This is a genomic window from Ruminiclostridium hungatei, assembly GCF_002051585.1.
GTDB classification, from domain to species: domain Bacteria; phylum Bacillota; class Clostridia; order Acetivibrionales; family DSM-1351; genus Ruminiclostridium; species Ruminiclostridium hungatei.
Window position 1 is genome coordinate 52,770 of the sequence record NZ_MZGX01000001.1, and the last position, 17,247, is coordinate 70,016.

Sequence of the window (17,247 nt, forward strand, 5' to 3'; positions counted from 1 at the left end):
CCGGACCAATAAAGGAGCTATGAATGGGTCGCTTTCAGGCGGCGGATTGGAGAACAGGAATATATGAGATATGAGACTCTGGAATATAAAAAGTATGATGAGGTTATGTACAGGTATGAACACAGCAGCGGCTTAAACTGCATTGTGATTCCCAAAAAAGGCTATTACAAGAAATATGCCACTTTCTCAACCCAATATGGTTCGGTGGATAATAAATTTATTATTCCCGGGGAGTCTGAGACCACAAAAGTACCCGACGGCATTGCACATTTTCTGGAACATAAGCTGTTTGAACAAAAGGACGGAAGCGTGATGGATAAGTTTGCGGCGCTGGGTTCAAGGCCAAATGCATTTACCAGCTTTAATCAGACCGCATATCTTTTTTCCTGCACAGACCTTTTCAAGGAAAATTTCGGACTGCTTTTGAATTTTGTACAAAATCCGTTTATTACCGAAGAAAGCGTTGAAAAGGAAAAGGGCATAATAGGCCAGGAAATAAATATGTACAGGGATGACCCGGGGTGGAGGGTAACCTTCAATCTTCTGGACGCTTTTTACGAGAAACATCCTGTAAAGAAGGATATAGCAGGCTCAATCGAAAGCATCAGCAAAATAACAAGGGATACCCTGTATAAATGCTACGAAACCTTCTACCATCCTTCAAACATGGTTATAACGGTAGTGGGTGATGTTGATTGTGAAGCGGTGTTTGAACAGGTGGAGCAAAGTATAGAAGCCAAGGAAAACCACGGCGAGATAAAGCGTATTTATCCTGAGGAAGGTGTCGGGCTTCACAAGGCATATGTGGAGCAAAACATGCCGGTTTCAACGCCGTTATTCTATATGGGCTTCAAGGATGAAAACTATAAGCTTTCCGGCACTGAACTCATAAGGTATGAACTGGCGGTAAAACTTTTGATTTCAATGCTCATAGGAAGAAGCTCCGAACTTTACGGCCAGCTTTATGAGAAGGGTTTGATAAATTCCAGCTTTGAAACTGACTTTTCAATTGAAAAAAGTTATGCATATTCAATGCTGGGAGGAGAATCCGTGGACCCGGAAGCGGTGAAGGACTGTTTTATCAGGGAAATCAAAAAACAGCGCAACGACGGCTTGAGAGCCGATACCTTTGAGAGGTTGCTCAAGGCTTCCAAGGGCAGGTATCTTCGAATGATGAATTCCGTGGAGAGCATCTCCAGGAGCTTTATAAATTTATATTTCAAAGGTATTACAATGTTTGATTATTTAGAGGTTTATGATACAATGAGTTTTGATTATATCAACGAAGTATTTGATAAACACTTTGATGTGGATCGTATGGCTTTATCTGTAGTCAAGGAGTTAAAAGACAGGTGATTTTGCTGAAGGCTTGCTTTTGCTTTGAAAACAGAAAACAGGTATTTTGCGGAGGTTGTCATGAATGAAAGAATAGCAGTCAGTTTCCCCGGACTGGGGCTGAATTTTGATGTTCCAAGGGTTGCTTTCAGCATATTTAATATGCCCATATACTGGTATGGAATTATTATAGCTCTGGCATTTTTTGTTTGTGTGCTTTGGGCTATGCGTGACAGCAAAAAGTTTGGTCTGGTGCCGGAAACGGTAATTGACCTTATGCTTTTTGCTGCACCTGTTGCAATAATATGTGCCCGCCTGTACTTTGTAATATTCAGTTGGGAAAATTACAAATATGACCCCATTCAGATTTTAAATCTGAGAAACGGCGGGCTGGCTGTTTTGGGAGGAATAATCGGAGCGGTCATTACAGGATATTTTGTAGCAAGGTACAAAAAAATTCCCACCTTTAAGTTTTTTGATTTTGCCATACCCTATGTAGCGCTTGGACAAGCAATAGGACGCTGGGGTAATTTTTTCAACCAGGAGGCCTTCGGGACAAATACCTCTCTTCCATGGGGTATGACCAGCCCGGCAGTCAAGTCCTACCTGCAAAATCTCAATAACACTGGTATGAACATCAATCCCGATATGCCGGTGCATCCTACATTTTTATATGAGTCCTTATGGGACATTGGAGTTTTTGTCCTTTTAATGTGGATGAGAAAAAGGAAAAAGTTTGACGGAGAGGTTTTCTGCCTGTATTTTATAACTTATGGCATAGGAAGGGCAGTAATCGAGGGGCTTCGGACAGACAGCCTCATGCTTGGGAATCTGAGGGTTTCACAGCTCCTGTCGGTGATATTCTTTATAGCGTTTACCGTATTTGTAATATATAAAAGAGCAAGGCTCAGAAACAATCTGGAAGAGGTTGAAATTGGACAAAGCGGTTATGCCGGTATTCTCAAGATAATGGAGGAAGAGGAAGCACAGGCACAAGAGTCCGGTTTGACTTCTCAGGAAACCGGGAAAAAGTTGGAGGAAGCCGGGGCGGAGATTCCGGAGGAACCCGGAGAGCCGGCAGCAGAATCCGAAACAGAGAGGGAGTCAGAGCCGCAGCAGCAAGCTGAAGAAGAAATACAGGATAAATAATGTGGAAACAGTAGCTTTTACGCAGTATTCTTGTTTGATGTTAGGAATGGTGAAGAATGTATTTTGTTGAGAAGTCAAAACCTGCAAATCCATATAAAAGATTCGATTACCTGTTATTCAGCCTTGTAATGCTTCTGGCCGCAATCGGGCTGGTTGTTTTCAGCAGCGCGGTCAAGGACAGGACAAGCTTGCTAAAGCCTCAGATACTGGCATTGATTATGGGTATAGCACTGTGCCTCATACTAAGTGCCATAGACTATAAAGACCTCAAGGTGCTGAGCCTCTTTATTTTCTTTGGAGCCATGGGATTGATGGTCCTGGTGCTGTTTTTCGGAAAAGGAGAGGACCTTGGAAATAAAAACTGGATAAATATTGCGGGTATGAGCGTGCAGCCTTCGGAATATGCCAAGATTGCCTACATAATACTTGCTTCGGTATTTCTGGAACGTATAAAGGACAGTCAGGAAAAAAACAAATCGGATATTATTAAGTTTCTGGCATATACTTGCGTGGCCATAGGTTTTGTACTTCTGCAAAAGGACCTTGGAACCGCAATGGTTTTTGCATTTATGTTTTTCCTGTTTATTTATATGGCAGGTATTCCTTACAGATACATATTCATACTATTGGGTGCAGCAGGTTTGTCACTGCCCTTTATCTGGGTGTATGTGCTCAACGACAAGAGGAAGGACAGAATACTGACCTTTATTTCTCCGGAGAGAGACCCCCAGGGCGGAGGCTATAACGTAATCAAATCCAAGCTTGCCATAGGCTCGGGGCAGTTGTTCGGCCAGGGCTACGGAAGCGGACTGCAGACCCAGAGCGGCAGCGTGCCTGTAAATGAGTCGGATTTCATATTTTCCGTGGTGGGGGAGGAACTGGGCTTTATTGGTGGCTGTATTATAATACTGCTGGGCCTTGTGATTTTGCTCAGAATAATATATATTTCAAAGAACTCAAGTGATACCTATGGTTCCTTTTTATGTGTGGGTGTGGCCGGCATGATGGGGTTTAATTTTATAGAGAACATAGGTATGAGCATTGGTTTGCTTCCTGTTACGGGGCTTCCGTTGCCCTTTGTCAGTCAGGGTGGGACTGCAATGCTTGCAAATTTTACGGCTGTGGGTATAGTACTAAGTGTGTCTCTGCGGCGTAAACGGGGAAATTTTAATTCCTCACAATAGCTTTTAATAGTTCTGAAGTCCTATAAAAGGCGGGTTTTTCAACCCGTCTTTTATTTTTTTTCAAAAAAACATTGATAAAATTGCTGATTTGAAATAAAATATCCATATAAGTGGTAGGAAGTGGTGTAAAGTGGAGCAAAGAGCCAAGCTTATTATTAAAAAATGAAATTAAATGAGATTGTTTTATTAATTGGCTTGGAAATGCGAGGTGTGAAAATTTGTTTTATGGAGAGTACCTGCATACGGTTGACCCAAAAGGACGAGTTATTGTCCCCTCGAAGTTCAGGGAGGGCCTGGGTGAAAAGTTCATATTAACCAAGGGGCTGGACAACTGTTTGTTTGCATATTCAGCCGAGGAATGGACAAGCCTTGAAAACAAATTGAAGACACTTCCGTTTACCGATAAGGATGTACGGGCATTCATAAGATTTTTCTTCTCTGGAGCTACCGAATGCGAGGTTGATAAACAGGGAAGGATACTCATTCCACAAAATCTGCGGGAATACGCGGTACTTGAAAAGGACATAGCTGTCATAGGCGTTTCTTCGAGAGTCGAGATTTGGAATAAGGCTACTTGGGAAAACTATAGCAGTGATGATAATATGAGTGCTGACAAGATAGCAGAAAAAATGTCATTGCTGGGAATATAAAAATCTTGTGTACATGCCTGGAGGCAAACGATGGAATTTAAACATAAATCCGTATTGCTTGACGAATGCATCGAATATTTGAATATAAAGCCGGAGGGCATATATTTAGACGGTACCATCGGCGGAGCGGGCCACTCCTCACGGATATACGGGAGGCTGGGGCCTGCAGGCTGCCTGGTAGGATTGGACCAGGATGCCTTTGCCATAGAAACTTCAAGCCGAAGGCTTGAGGAAATTCGTTCGGAGGCAGATTTCAAGCTGGTGAACACCAACTTCAGGAATATTGCCGACACTTGCAGACAGCTTGAAATTAACCAGTTGGACGGGATCCTGCTTGATTTGGGAGTATCTTCACATCAGCTTGATGAGGCTTCAAGAGGCTTCAGCTACCAGCATGACGCACCGCTTGATATGAGGATGGACAGAAACTCAAAACTATCGGCCTTTGATGTAATCAACGGCTATAAGGAACAGGACATATACAGGATTATAAGGGATTATGGAGAGGAAAAATGGGCTTCCCGCATAGCAAAGTTTATCGCAGAGGCCCGTGAGAAAAAGCAGGTGGAGACCACCTATGAGCTTGTGGACATTATCAAAAGAGCCGTACCAAGCGCTGCCAGACGTGATGGACCTCATCCGGCCAAGAGAACCTTTCAGGCAATCAGAATTGAGGTAAATGACGAGCTGAACATATTGAACAAAACTATCGAGGACAGCGTAACATTGCTGAAAAAAGGCGGAAGGCTTTGTATTATAACCTTCCATTCCCTTGAGGACAGGATTGTTAAGGTTCAGTTCAACAAGGAAGTAAACCCCTGCACCTGTCCTTCCGCATTTCCGGCCTGTGTGTGCGGCAAAGAGCCCAGGGCGGTACTGGCAAACAAAAAGCCCATTGTATCCGCAGCCCGGGAGCTGGAGGAGAATCCCCGTGCCAGAAGTGCAAAACTGAGGGTTTTGGAAAAAATTTAGGTCTTAAATTAATATTTAAATATACTCAAGCAGTCAATAAAAAGTACAAAAGAAAACAAACCGAAAAACAAAAGAAAAAGTAACCAAATTACAAAAGAAAAAAATAATAAGACACAAATGAACACTTGCACAACCTTAAGCAACAAATGATGGAATTTACTGCAAAAGACAAATTTTCATCTCAGATGAGAAATCAATGTACCAAGGAAAACACTCGGAGAAACAAAAGCTAAAAAACTTCTAAAAATGGTGGGAATCAGATTGATTCTGATTCCCGAATATTTTCTTAAAATGCAGGACTTAAGTTATTTCAAGGGAGGGATAGAAGCATGGCTGGAAGAGACAGCAAGTATATTTATGGATCGGCCGCTGAAAAAATCAAACATGAACAACAGCTCAATTCATACTCCTCTGCAGCCAACAGCGAGTATTACGACCCCTACGAACAAAATGCAGTCCTCAAGTCCAAAAAGCTTGCAAGAAATAATGCAAGACTTAAAAAAAGGATAATGATTAACATGTTTCTTGTTTTTGGCATGTGTGCGATTATAATGTTCAGATACGCTCAAATCAGCCAGATGAATTATGACAACAATAATTTAAGCAAGCAATACACCGCACTGCAAAATGAAAATGCCCAGCTCACCCTGGATATAGAAAAAGCCAGGTCCTTGCAAAGCATAAGAGAGATAGCAGAGAACAGGCTCGATATGCACTCGCCTGAAAAGAGCCAGATAGTATATATAAGCGTACCTAAGCAGGACGTTACCATTCTTGCGGCAAAGCAGGAAGCAAGGCTGGTGGAAATGGTCAGGGACATTGGCGGGGGAATCAAAAAATTCCTTGGCAGTTTCAATTGACATGTGGCAGGCATACCTGCCTTTTATGAGAGGCAATATGTATTTAACAAATAATAGAAGGATATTGCAAAAGTCAATTACTATCGGCTGAAAGCCTCCTGAAGTATGGACTTCTTAAAAGCCGAAACCGTTGAAACCTTTAAACAAAGTGCTTGAAAGCACATATTCGCCTGGAAGGCGAAGGTTTCAACCGTAATTGACTTTATGAACTGAATATTTTTGTTTATTACTATAACTATAGATTAATACAATTTGAGTCTATAGTTTTTTCAATTAGGCTTGAAACAGGAATATTTATGTTGATTTTATAAATTCTTTCTTACTTAATAATATATTTTAATCTCATTTAATATTAATAATTAAGAAATCATAAATTGCAAAATACTGTAAATTCATCAATATACCAACGGGGAGGGGATATTTTGTCTAGTCCGAATATTACACTGAAGAAAAGGCTCCTGTTTATTCTTGGAGTTTTTACATTTTTCACAGTTATACTTGTGGTCAGGATTGGCTGGATTCAAATTGCCAACGGTCAGGAGTACCAGCAAAAGGCATATGAGCAGCAGACCAACAACCGTACAATCAGCCCTAAGAGAGGAACTATCTATGACAGGAATATGAAGCCGCTGGCTATGAGCGGCTCTGTTGAAACTATCACAATAGATCCTCAGATAGTGAGAGATTCAGGTATGGAGGCTGACAAAGTCGCAGCAGGACTTGCCGAGATACTTGAAATGGATAAGGACACCATCCTTAAGAAGATAAATAAACAATCCCAATATGAGCTTATCAAGAAGAAGGTGGATAAGGAAGTGGGGTCAAGGGTTCGCCAGTGGAAGAAGGATAATGAGATAGGCGGAATATTTATTGACGAAGATACAAAACGCTTTTATCCCAATGGAAATATTGCAGCCCATGTAATCGGCTTTACGAACATAGACAATGATGGAATTGACGGCGTGGAAAAGATGATGGAGCAGTACCTGAAGGGCATTCCGGGGAAAATCCTCAGTGAGGTTGACGCCAGCGGCATGGAATTGACAATGGGGGAAGAGAAATATATACAGCCACAGGATGGCAACAATGTAATTCTCACCATTGATGAAACAATCCAGTATTTTGCCGAAAAGGCTCTGGAGAAGGCCATAGCCGACAATAATGTAATAAACGGAGGGACTGCCATAGTCATGGACCCCAGAAATGGCGAAGTACTGGCGCTGACCTCCAAGCCTGATTTTGACCTGAACAATCCAAGAGCGGCGCCTAAGGGAAAGGATGCTTCAACCTGGACGGGAACCAGTGTAGAAGACGTTCAATACCTTCAAAAGACTGTTTGGAGAAACAAGGCGGTGGTTGACACCTACGAACCGGGTTCTACCTTCAAGCCTGTTACTTCTGCAGCAGGACTGGAGGAAGGGGCAATTACCCCGGAGACACAGGTGACAGATGCTACCGTAAAGATAGCCGGACACAGCATAAATTGCTGGAAACCCAATGCCCACCTGCACGAAACCTTCAGAGAAGGGGTTTATAACTCCTGTAACCCCGTTTTTGTAAGACTGGCACAGCAGCTTGGAATATCGAAGTTTTACAGCTATGTAAAGGCCTTTGGCTTTTATCAAAAGACAGGTATTGATCTTCCGGGTGAAGCAGGAAGCATAATTCATACAAAGCCCACGGAAATCGACATGGCAACAGCCTCCTTCGGGCAGCGCTTTCAGATAACTCCAATTCAGCTTATTCAGGCCTATGGGGCCATAGCCAACGGAGGTAATCTGATAACACCCCATGTTGTAAAGGAAGTAGTGGATGACTCGGGAAATGTTATAAAGAAATTTGAACCCAAGGTAGTCAGAAGTGTAATATCCAGGAAGACTTCCGATACCCTGAAGGATATATTGAAGGGCGTGGTAGATGTGGGTACGGGTAAAAATGCCCGCATACCCGGCTACAAGATAGGCGGAAAAACCGGTACTTCCGAGACCAGAGAAAATGAGCAGCTCCTGGTACAGGGGAAAAACAAGAGATATATTGTATCCTTCTCGGCCATTGCTCCCACAGACAACCCGGTCATATGCGTCCTGGTGGTTCTTGATTATCCTGACGTATATAATCCCGGCGGCGGTATGCTGGTTGCTCCCGTGGTAGGCAAGCTGATTGACGAAATACTGACTTACAAGGGCATAGAAAAGGAATACAGTGAAGACGACAAGAAACTGCTAAAGCAAGAGGTACAGGTGCCGGACGTAAAGGGCAAAACTGTCAGCGAAGCAATAAAGCTGTTGAAACAAAACAAGCTGGAGTATAAAATAGAAGGCAGCAATACCGACCTAAATGCCACGGTGCAGGAGCAGACCCCGAAAACAACAGCCATACTGCACGAAAACTCAATGGTCATACTGTATACCTACAAGCCGAAAAATGAAGCTGAAGCCATGGTGCCAAACGTCAAGAACAAGACCATAGATGAAGCCACACAGGCCTTCAAAAAGGCGGGAATAAACATTGTAATAAATGGGACGGGAACGGCAGTAAGCCAGGAGGTTGACGCCGGGAAAACGGTTAAAAAGGGCTCCACCGTAGAGGTCACTTTTAGGAACATTTTTGAGGATTAGTCTTTAAATTGACGGGAAATTATGGGTAAATCCCGCCGGAAGGTGTAATTATTAAGCCTGACGGCAAAAATTTTATATAATATTATCTGGAGGTGTGGGTTTTGATACTTGCTGATTTGATTAAAGGTCTGAAAACAAAAAGCGTAAATGGGAAGCTTGATATGGAAATAGACGGAGTTGCGTACGATTCAAGGAAAACACGGCAGGGTGTGCTGTTTGTGTGTATCGAAGGCACTGTGGCAGATGGGCACAAATACATTAGCGATGCTATTGAGAACGGAACCAGGGCATTTCTGGTGCAAAAGCCTGTGGAGGTGCCTGAAGGCATTACGGTTATTGAAATCGAGGATACAAGATATGGCCTGGCCTTTGTTTCGGATGCATTTTTCGGGCACCCCTCAGAGAAATTGAATCTTATCGGTATTACCGGCACCAAAGGAAAAACCACCACCACCTACATGGTCAAATCCATATTGGAGGCGGCCAGTCATAAAATAGGACTCATTGGCACTGTGTCCAATCTTATAGGACAGGAAATATTGTACACCTCCAGAACCACGCCTGAATCCTATGATCTTCAAAGCCTGTTCAATGATATGGTGGAAAAAGAGGTGGATACGACAGTCATGGAGGTGTCCTCCCAGGGGCTGGAACTCCACAGGGTGGCAAAATGCGACTTTGATGTAGGGGTATTTACCAACTTTTCACGGGATCACATCGGGCCAAAAGAGCATGCCACCCTTGAAGAATACTTCAATGCAAAGGCAAAGCTTTTCAATATGTGCAAGCAAGCGGTCATAAACATAGACAATGAGCACGGCAGAAAAATGGCTGAACTTGCCAGGTGCAGGGTTTATACCTATGGCCTTGGGGAAAATGCAGATATCAGGGCTACTGATATAATAAAAAAGACAGCCTACACCTACTTCAAACTGACCACTCCCTGGGGGAATACCGAGATAGAGACAAATCTTCAGGGTGAGTTCAACATATCAAATGCTTTAGCTGCCATAGGCTCCTGCTGCCTAATACCTGGAATAACTCTTGAACATGTAAGGGCCGGTCTTGCAAGGGTAAATGTTCCGGGGAGAATGGAAGCGGTGACCACCGGAGGAAACTATTCGGTGCTGATAGATTATGCACACACTCCCGACAGCCTTGAAAAGGTTTTGTCAACAGTTAAGGAATTTGCCCATGGCAGGGTGGTAAGCCTGTTTGGGTGCGGCGGAGACAGAGACAGGGGCAAGCGGCCGGAAATGGGAGCTATTTCGGGAAATATAGCGGATTTTACCGTAATAACCTCTGACAACCCCAGAACCGAAGAGCCTGAGAGAATAATCAACGATATTGAAGTTGGTATTCAAAAAACCAACGGAAAATATGTTAAAATCACTGACAGAAGGCAGGCAATAAAATTTGCACTTGAAAATGCTCTGGATGGAGATATAATTATTTTGGCGGGTAAAGGCCATGAAACCTACCAGCAGTTTAAAGACAATACCATTCATTTTGATGAGCGGGAAGTTGTCGCGGAGCTGATAGAAGAATTAAAAGAGGCTGGAAGGAGATAAAGATGGTAGCTTTTGACTGTGCGGAACTTATGGAGGCGGTTGGCGGAAAGCTGCTCTGGGGTCAAACAGAAAAAGCCTTTTGCGGCATTACCACCGATTCCAGAAAGGTTGAAAAGGATAATCTTTTTATACCCTTGATAGGTGAAAAGTTTGACGGCCATGATTATATAGAGCAGTGTTTTGACGCCGGGGCAGCAATCTGCCTGACTCAAAACCCCATACCTGAGAGAAAGGACAGAAGTGCCATACTTGTAAGTGACACTTCCAAGGCACTTAGGGATATTGCCACCTGGCACAGAAACAAATATAATATACCTGTTATAGGTATAACCGGAAGTGTTGGAAAGACAAGTACCAAGGACATGGTAGCCTGTGTTCTGTCAAAAAGCTATGAAGTTCTGAAAACCCAGGGCAATTTTAACAATGAAATCGGCCTTCCTCTCACCTTGCTCAATCTTGAAGCACGACACCAGGCTGCGGTCATAGAGATGGGCATGAGCGGTTTTGGTGAAATAAGCAGGCTTACTGCGGCAGCACAGCCTGAAGTTGCCGTTATAACCAATATTGGTGTTTCTCACATTGAAAAGCTTGGCTCACAGCAGGGGATTCTTGCAGCAAAGCTGGAGATTCTTGAAGGTCTTAAACAGTGGGGGCTTGTAGTCCTTAACGGTGATGACCCGCTGCTGAAGGCCTTGAGCGGAAAGCTGGGTTTCAGGACCGTATTCTACGGTATGGAAGCAGGTCTTGATTATTGTGCACAAGACTACCGTTCCCTGGGTGAGAGCGGCACGGAATTCAGTATAGTAATTGAGGGCTCGAAATACCAGGTGAAAGTGCCTGTGCCGGGCATACATAATGTATATAATGCCCTGGCGGCCATAGCAGTGGGGCTTGAAATGAAAATACCCATGAATGCCATTGTGGAAGGGATAGCTCAATTCAGCCCGGGAAATATGCGTCAGAATATAATAGGACATAGGGGCCTTAAAATCATAAATGATACTTATAATGCCAGTCCTCAATCCATGCAGGCTGCAATAAGCGTGCTGGAGGAGCTGTCTGCAAAAACAAGGGGAATAGCAGTTCTTGGAGATATGCTCGAAATGGGGGCTGTATCCAGTGAACAACATTACTCGGTGGGTAATTTTATCAAGGATAAAAAAATAAGCATTCTTATAACAGTTGGAAATGACTCCGGAAATATCCTGCAGGCTGTTGCGGATTCAGGCAATTCAGCCATCAGCCTGCGACACTTTGAAGACAATTCCCATGCTCTTGATTATTTAAAGAGTATTGTAAAACAAGGGGACTATATACTTATAAAAGGTTCAAGAGGTATGAAAATGGAGCAGATTGCTGAAGGCTTGCTGACGCTTCAGACTGTTCCGGAATAAAAAACAGGGGGAAGTTCTATTGCTTACTTTTTCGTTAACATCAGAGCATATTATTGCCTTTGCGGCGGCGTTCGTGCTGGCTATTATTGCAGGCCCCATACTGATTCCATTCCTGAGAAGACTTAAGTTTGGACAGACAGTAAGGGACGACGGGCCGCAATCTCACCTTAAAAAAATGGGTACGCCTACTATCGGGGGACTGATATTTCTTGTGCCCGTTTCAGGGGTGGCATTGTACTATTCACAGAAATATCCTGAGATTATCCCGATTTTGCTGGCAACACTGGGATTTGGTGCAGTGGGCTTTATAGATGACTTTATCAAGGTTGTCAAAAAGCGTAAGGATGGGCTTTATGCAGGCCAGAAAACCTTTTTGCAGCTTCTGGTATGTGTATCCTTTGCTTTCTATGTTATCAGGTTTACCGAAGCAGGAAGTTCAATAGTCATCCCTTTTACCAATTTTGTTGTGCAACCCTGGCTGTACTTTTTATTTATAGTAGTATTCATGTACTTTTTTACCAATGCAGTAAACATAACTGATGGGTTGGACGGCTTGTGCGCAGGAATTACTCTTGTGGTAGCTATTTATTTTACAATAGTTTCGCTGTCCAACAGTGAGTGGGGCTACATAAAGGTATTTGCGGCAGCTATAGCCGGGGGATGTCTGGGTTTTCTGGCCTTCAACATTCATCCTGCAAAGGTATTTATGGGAGATACGGGAAGTCTTGCCTTAGGTGGTGCTCTGACAGCTATAGTTGTTATGATGAGGCTGCCTCTGATTTTATTCGTCGTAGGGGGAATATACCTTATAGAGGCCTTGTCCGTGATACTTCAGGTTGCCTCCTTTAAGCTTACCGGCAGGAGAATATTCAAAATGGCACCCATTCACCACCACTTTGAACTCAAAGGCTGGAAAGAGACCAAGGTTGTGGCGGTGTTTATATTAACCACAGTCATACTGGCTATTGCGTCTCTATTTATTGTAAGCATGGGGACATACTAGTGGTCTGTTGAACTGGAATTAATAGGCCGGTAATTTCATATAATCAGAATATGAAATACGGGGTAAGGCTGGAGGAAGTTAATGAAAAACAAAAATAAAAAGCCTTTTGACTTTTGGATATTTGCAGCGGTAATACTGCTGCTTTCTCTGGGTACCATCATGGTATTCAGTTCAAGCTATTATGTTTCTGTAAAGCAGGTTGGAAATTCATTCAGCATGATCAAGCCGCAACTGCTGTATATGCTTATAAGCATCCTGGTACTTGTGGCTACTATGAACTATGATTACCGCAGATGGGGAAAGATTTCTCCCATACTGCTTATGGGCAGCATCGGGCTGCTTATCCTGGTGCTCATTCCGGGAGTGGGAAAGGAGCTGAACGGAGCTCAAAGATGGCTGGGAGTGGGAAATAAAACCTTTCAGCCATCCGAATTGGCTAAGCTGTCGCTGATAATGTTTCTGTCCTTCAGCCTTTCCAAACGCAGGGATGCCTTGCAATCCTTCACTAAAGGCTTATTGCCTTATCTTGCGCTTATAGGTTTTATATGCGGTCTTGTAGTAATTGAACCCCATCTGAGCGGAACGATTATTATAGCTTTGACCGGTTTTATAGTATTGTTTTGCGGAGGGGCCAAAATTTCACATTTTGTGGCGCTGGCGATTCCTGTAATAGTGGCGGGGGTTGGGGCCATTCTGGTAGCACCCTATAGATTTGACAGGGTTAAAGCCTGGCTCGATCCCTTTGAATATAAAATGAACGAGGGCTGGCAGATAGTAAATTCACTGCTGGCAATAGGCTCAGGGGGCTTGTTCGGCAGAGGGCTGGGCCAGAGCATGCAGAAATACCTGTATATTCCCGAGCCCTATAATGACTATATATTTGCTGTATTGGCAGAAGAACTGGGTTTCCTGGGTTCTGTGGTGGTATTGATTTTATTTCTGGTATTCATATGGAGGGGTATAAAGGTTGCAATGAACGCACCGGATGTCTTTGGCAGCCTGATGGCTATAGGCATTACCTCTCTTATAGGAGTACAGGCTTTGTTCAACGTGGCGGTTGTAACAAACTCCATCCCATCCACGGGTATTTCGCTTCCCTTTTTCAGTGCGGGAGGCACCTCGCTTATATTTTTAATGTTTGGTGTTGGGATTTTGCTGAATATATCCAGGTATTCAAATTATGAGCGTTTTTAGGCGAAGCTTGATTTTTTGCCTTTTGCAGTTTTATGGATATAATTTAACCCGTTGTGCCAGTTAATAAAGACATTAAGAGGCAAGTTTGCAATTCACGTGAGGACGACTTTAAAGAAATGCGCAGTATGATTAAAAGCTTTTGCTGAAATTGTAGGCTTTCAGCATGCTGCGACGGCTAAAAAGGCATGCCGAAAGGTATTACAATTTCGCCAAAAGCGTTATATACAAGCATTTATTTGAAGCTTGTCCGGGAGTGAATAGCATTCTCTTCCTGTTATCACATTTTCAATTAGCACAACAGGTTAATTTAAAACAGCACGATAAAAAAAGGGTCACGGAGGTATAAGGTGAAGGTACTCATAGCAGGCGGCGGGACAGGAGGGCATATAAATCCCGGACTGGCAATAGCAAAACACATAATGAAAAAAAATCCTTCTGCAGAAATAACTTTTGTCGGAACCAAAAAAGGTCTTGAGACCAAGCTTGTTCCAAGAGAAGGCTTCACTCTTGAAACAATAACTGTGAGAGGCTTCAAAAGAAAGCTGTCCCTTGATACTGTGCTGGCACTCAAGGAGCTTGCCCAGAGCTTTTTTCAAGCTTCAAGGCTGATAAAGAAAGTGAGGCCGGATGTGGTAATAGGCACAGGAGGCTATGTATGCGGGCCGGTATTATATGTTGCTGCGAAAAAAGGCATACCCACACTGATACATGAATCAAATGCCTTTCCCGGCGTTACCAACAGGCTGCTGGAAAGATATGTGAATTATGTAGCCATTAGTTTCAAGGATGCGGAAAAGTACTTTAAAAACAAGGAAAAGCTTGTCCATACGGGGAATCCTGTAAGGCAGGAGCTGATGAATACAAATCGTGAGGCAGTGTTGAAGAAGCTGGATATAGTGGAAGGAAAGCCTTTGCTTGTGGCAATGGGCGGCAGCAGGGGTGCGAGAAAGATCAATGAGACGGTGGTGGAAATGCTGAATACCCGTTTTAAGGGTGAATTCAACCTAATTTTTGCAACCGGGGAGGCTCAGTTTAACGACATAAATCTTTCGGTTTGCCTGGATGAAAAATACAAGAAAATGGTTAAGGTAGTCCCGTACATATATGAGGTGGGACAGGTATATGCCGCCAGCGACCTGATGATTTGCCGGGCCGGAGCCATTACCATAAGCGAGCTGCAGACCATGGGAATTCCATCTCTTTTGATACCTTCGCCTTATGTGACGGCCAACCACCAGGAGCACAATGCCCGCTCCCTGGAAAAGGACGGCGGCGCGGTGGTAATACTGGAAAATGAGCTCAATGCGGATATTTTATATAACAGTATCATTAAGCTGATTTCAAATAGGGATGTTCTTAACAGGATGGCGGCTGATGCCACCAAAAACAGGATAATTGATTCTGGTGAGAAAATTTATTCACTGGTGGAGAATATGTGCAAGTGATTTTGCAGCCGGCGAGGGATGCGGAGCCAAGGTGGACAGGCCATATTGTTTGGTCTGCGGCACAAAATTTTTTAGATATTTTGTAGACATTTGGTGAATACTTGTGATATACTTGTGTGCGGATAAAAAAACTTTTAAATTAGTCCAGAGAGGCTAGTAAGGGTATATAAGTACTTTTGTGCACTCGTATGGGATTAGGGATGTACAGAGGTATGGGGAATAGTTTGTCACTATTTGATGAAACCCGACCTTGCTGCGCCAACAGGCAGTAAGGTTTTTTTATTTCAAAAAAATAATAGGGGGATTTATACAATGAAGTATTCCAGACCCGTAATTCAGGTTGAAGAAAAAGTTCCATTTCTTAAGGCACTTCCGCTTAGCTTTCAGCACTTGTTCGCAATGTTCAGCGCGTCAGTCCTGGTTCCTTTTTTATTTAACAGCTATGCCAGGGATCATTTCCTGGGAGGTTTGAAATTAACAGTTGCCCAGTTGAATGCAGATCAACTGGCACAGTACAACAGCATTCAGGTTATCGACCCTGCACTGGTGCTTTTGCTCAATGGTATAGGCACACTGCTGTATCTTTTCATTTGCAAGGGAAAGGCTCCTGCATTCCTTGGTTCAAGCTTTGCATTCCTATCACCTACTGCTGCAATAATACAAGCATCCTCAGATTATGCAGACAATTTCTCCAAGGCGTTAGGCGGTTATATAGCATGTGGACTTGTATTCATAATTGTGGCCCTAATAATAGGAAAAGTAGGTACCCGCTGGCTGGATATAGTACTTCCTCCCGCAGCAATGGGACCTATAGTGGCTCTTATCGGTCTTGAGCTGTCAGGCACTGCCGCAGGTATGGCAAAGTTGTTTCCAAATGCTGACGGCAGTTTTGATACCAAAGGTATTATTATAGCTCTGGTTACCTTGGGAGTGTTGGTAATAGGCAACCTCTGCTTCAGAGGCTTCCTGTCGGTTATCCCCATTTTGCTGGCTGTTATGGTGGGCTATGGATTATCGGCTGCTATGGGATATGTCCAGTATGAAAAGGTAGTTGAGGCAACCTGGCTGAAACTTCCGGATTTTGTAGTGCCCTCCTTTGATGTTAAGGCAATAATGATATTGGCACCTGCAGCCCTGGTAGTCTTATCGGAGCACATAGGTCATTTGTTTGTAACCAGCAATATTGTCGGCAGGGATTTGACAAAAGACCCCGGTCTCCACAGATCCTTATTGGGCGATGGAATATCAACCATGCTGTCAGGCTTCTGCGGTTCATGTCCAACAACTACCTATGGTGAAAATATGGGTGTTATGGCAATCACAAAGGTATACAGCGTATGGGTTATCGGTGGGGCAGGCATTATTTCAATAATAATTGCATTCTTTGGCAAATTATCAGGAATCATATCAAGTATACCTGATCCGGTTATGGGCGGTGTCAGCTTGCTGCTGTTCGGTACAATTGCAGCTTCAGGTATCAGAATGATTGTTGAGGCCAGGATTGATTACAGTAAAGCTAAAAATCTTGTACTTACTGCGTTGGTGTTTGTTATAGGTATAAGCGGAATATCAATAAATCTCGGTGACAAGGTTCAGCTTAAGGGAATGGTTTTAGCAACCCTTGCAGGTATGGTATTAAGCCTTGTATTCTATATACTTGAAAAGCTGAAGCTTACCAATGATGCAGAGGCATGAGTTTCACAAAACCAGACGTATAAATAACAAAAGCATTATATAAAGCAAATTTTGAATGCTCCTGTGTAGAACTGTTTCAGGCAGTTCCATGCGGGAGCATTTTTTACAGCCTGTATATCTGCTTCCATAGTCACATAAATCCAAAAAAAACTCAAAAAGTAATTAATCTTAATATTC

Annotated in this window: 13 protein-coding genes; all 13 read left to right on the forward strand. The window is 43.3% G+C overall.

Features of this window, described 5'->3' with window-relative positions; translation table 11 throughout:
• Positions 1-63: 63 nt before the first annotated feature.
• The 13 genes from yfmH to uraA all read left to right on the forward strand — a co-directional run bounded on the left by yfmH (position 64) and on the right by uraA (position 17,070).
• Positions 64-1,356, forward strand: a complete 1,293-nt coding sequence (gene yfmH / locus CLHUN_RS00265) for an EF-P 5-aminopentanol modification-associated protein YfmH (RefSeq protein WP_080062560.1) — start codon at positions 64-66, stop codon at positions 1,354-1,356.
• 60 nt (positions 1,357-1,416) lie between these two features.
• Entirely contained in the window at positions 1,417-2,484 is a 1,068-nt protein-coding gene (lgt, locus tag CLHUN_RS00270) for a prolipoprotein diacylglyceryl transferase (protein WP_080062561.1), read from the forward strand.
• Positions 2,485-2,540: 56 nt separating this feature from the next.
• Positions 2,541-3,668, forward strand: a complete 1,128-nt coding sequence (rodA, locus tag CLHUN_RS00275; protein WP_080062562.1) for a rod shape-determining protein RodA — start codon at positions 2,541-2,543, stop codon at positions 3,666-3,668.
• 218 nt (positions 3,669-3,886) lie between these two features.
• Positions 3,887-4,318, forward strand: a complete 432-nt coding sequence (gene mraZ, locus CLHUN_RS00280) for a division/cell wall cluster transcriptional repressor MraZ (RefSeq protein WP_080062563.1) — start codon at positions 3,887-3,889, stop codon at positions 4,316-4,318.
• A gap of 30 nt (positions 4,319-4,348) precedes the next feature.
• Positions 4,349-5,290, forward strand: coding sequence for a 16S rRNA (cytosine(1402)-N(4))-methyltransferase RsmH (gene rsmH, locus CLHUN_RS00285; RefSeq protein WP_080062564.1), 942 nt, complete (start codon positions 4,349-4,351; stop codon positions 5,288-5,290).
• 329 nt (positions 5,291-5,619) lie between these two features.
• A complete protein-coding gene (locus CLHUN_RS00290) occupies positions 5,620-6,150 on the forward strand; it encodes an FtsB/FtsL family cell division protein (protein WP_080062565.1) in 531 nt (176 codons plus the stop codon).
• A 422-nt stretch (positions 6,151-6,572) separates the two neighbouring features.
• Positions 6,573-8,768, forward strand: a complete 2,196-nt coding sequence (locus CLHUN_RS00295; RefSeq protein WP_080062566.1) for a PASTA domain-containing penicillin-binding protein — start codon at positions 6,573-6,575, stop codon at positions 8,766-8,768.
• Between the two features lie 101 nt (positions 8,769-8,869).
• A complete protein-coding gene (locus CLHUN_RS00300) occupies positions 8,870-10,339 on the forward strand; it encodes a UDP-N-acetylmuramoyl-L-alanyl-D-glutamate--2,6-diaminopimelate ligase (RefSeq protein WP_080062567.1) in 1,470 nt (489 codons plus the stop codon).
• Positions 10,340-10,341: 2 nt separating this feature from the next.
• Positions 10,342-11,733, forward strand: a complete 1,392-nt coding sequence (locus CLHUN_RS00305) for a UDP-N-acetylmuramoyl-tripeptide--D-alanyl-D-alanine ligase (protein WP_080062568.1) — start codon at positions 10,342-10,344, stop codon at positions 11,731-11,733.
• 19 nt (positions 11,734-11,752) lie between these two features.
• Entirely contained in the window at positions 11,753-12,736 is a 984-nt protein-coding gene (gene mraY, locus CLHUN_RS00310) for a phospho-N-acetylmuramoyl-pentapeptide-transferase (protein ID WP_080062569.1), read from the forward strand.
• Between the two features lie 81 nt (positions 12,737-12,817).
• Complete coding sequence (gene ftsW / locus CLHUN_RS00315; RefSeq protein ID WP_080062570.1) at positions 12,818-13,930, forward strand: putative lipid II flippase FtsW; 1,113 nt, start codon at positions 12,818-12,820, stop codon at positions 13,928-13,930.
• A gap of 347 nt (positions 13,931-14,277) precedes the next feature.
• Entirely contained in the window at positions 14,278-15,375 is a 1,098-nt protein-coding gene (gene murG / locus CLHUN_RS00320) for an undecaprenyldiphospho-muramoylpentapeptide beta-N-acetylglucosaminyltransferase (protein ID WP_080062571.1), read from the forward strand.
• Positions 15,376-15,687: 312 nt separating this feature from the next.
• Positions 15,688-17,070: a uracil permease gene (gene uraA / locus CLHUN_RS00325; protein ID WP_080062572.1), complete on the forward strand. Its 1,383-nt coding sequence runs from the start codon at positions 15,688-15,690 to the stop codon at positions 17,068-17,070.
• Positions 17,071-17,247 lie beyond the last annotated feature (177 nt).

Coding starts and splice junctions, on each gene's coding strand:
- yfmH (WP_080062560.1), top strand. CDS start 64: ATGAGATATGAGACTCTGGAATATAAAAAGTATGATGAGGTTATGTAC.
- lgt (WP_080062561.1), top strand. CDS start 1,417: ATGAATGAAAGAATAGCAGTCAGTTTCCCCGGACTGGGGCTGAATTTT.
- rodA (WP_080062562.1), top strand. CDS start 2,541: ATGTATTTTGTTGAGAAGTCAAAACCTGCAAATCCATATAAAAGATTC.
- rsmH (WP_080062564.1), top strand. CDS start 4,349: ATGGAATTTAAACATAAATCCGTATTGCTTGACGAATGCATCGAATAT.
- CLHUN_RS00290 (WP_080062565.1), top strand. CDS start 5,620: ATGGCTGGAAGAGACAGCAAGTATATTTATGGATCGGCCGCTGAAAAA.
- CLHUN_RS00305 (WP_080062568.1), top strand. CDS start 10,342: ATGGTAGCTTTTGACTGTGCGGAACTTATGGAGGCGGTTGGCGGAAAG.
- ftsW (WP_080062570.1), top strand. CDS start 12,818: ATGAAAAACAAAAATAAAAAGCCTTTTGACTTTTGGATATTTGCAGCG.
- uraA (WP_080062572.1), top strand. CDS start 15,688: ATGAAGTATTCCAGACCCGTAATTCAGGTTGAAGAAAAAGTTCCATTT.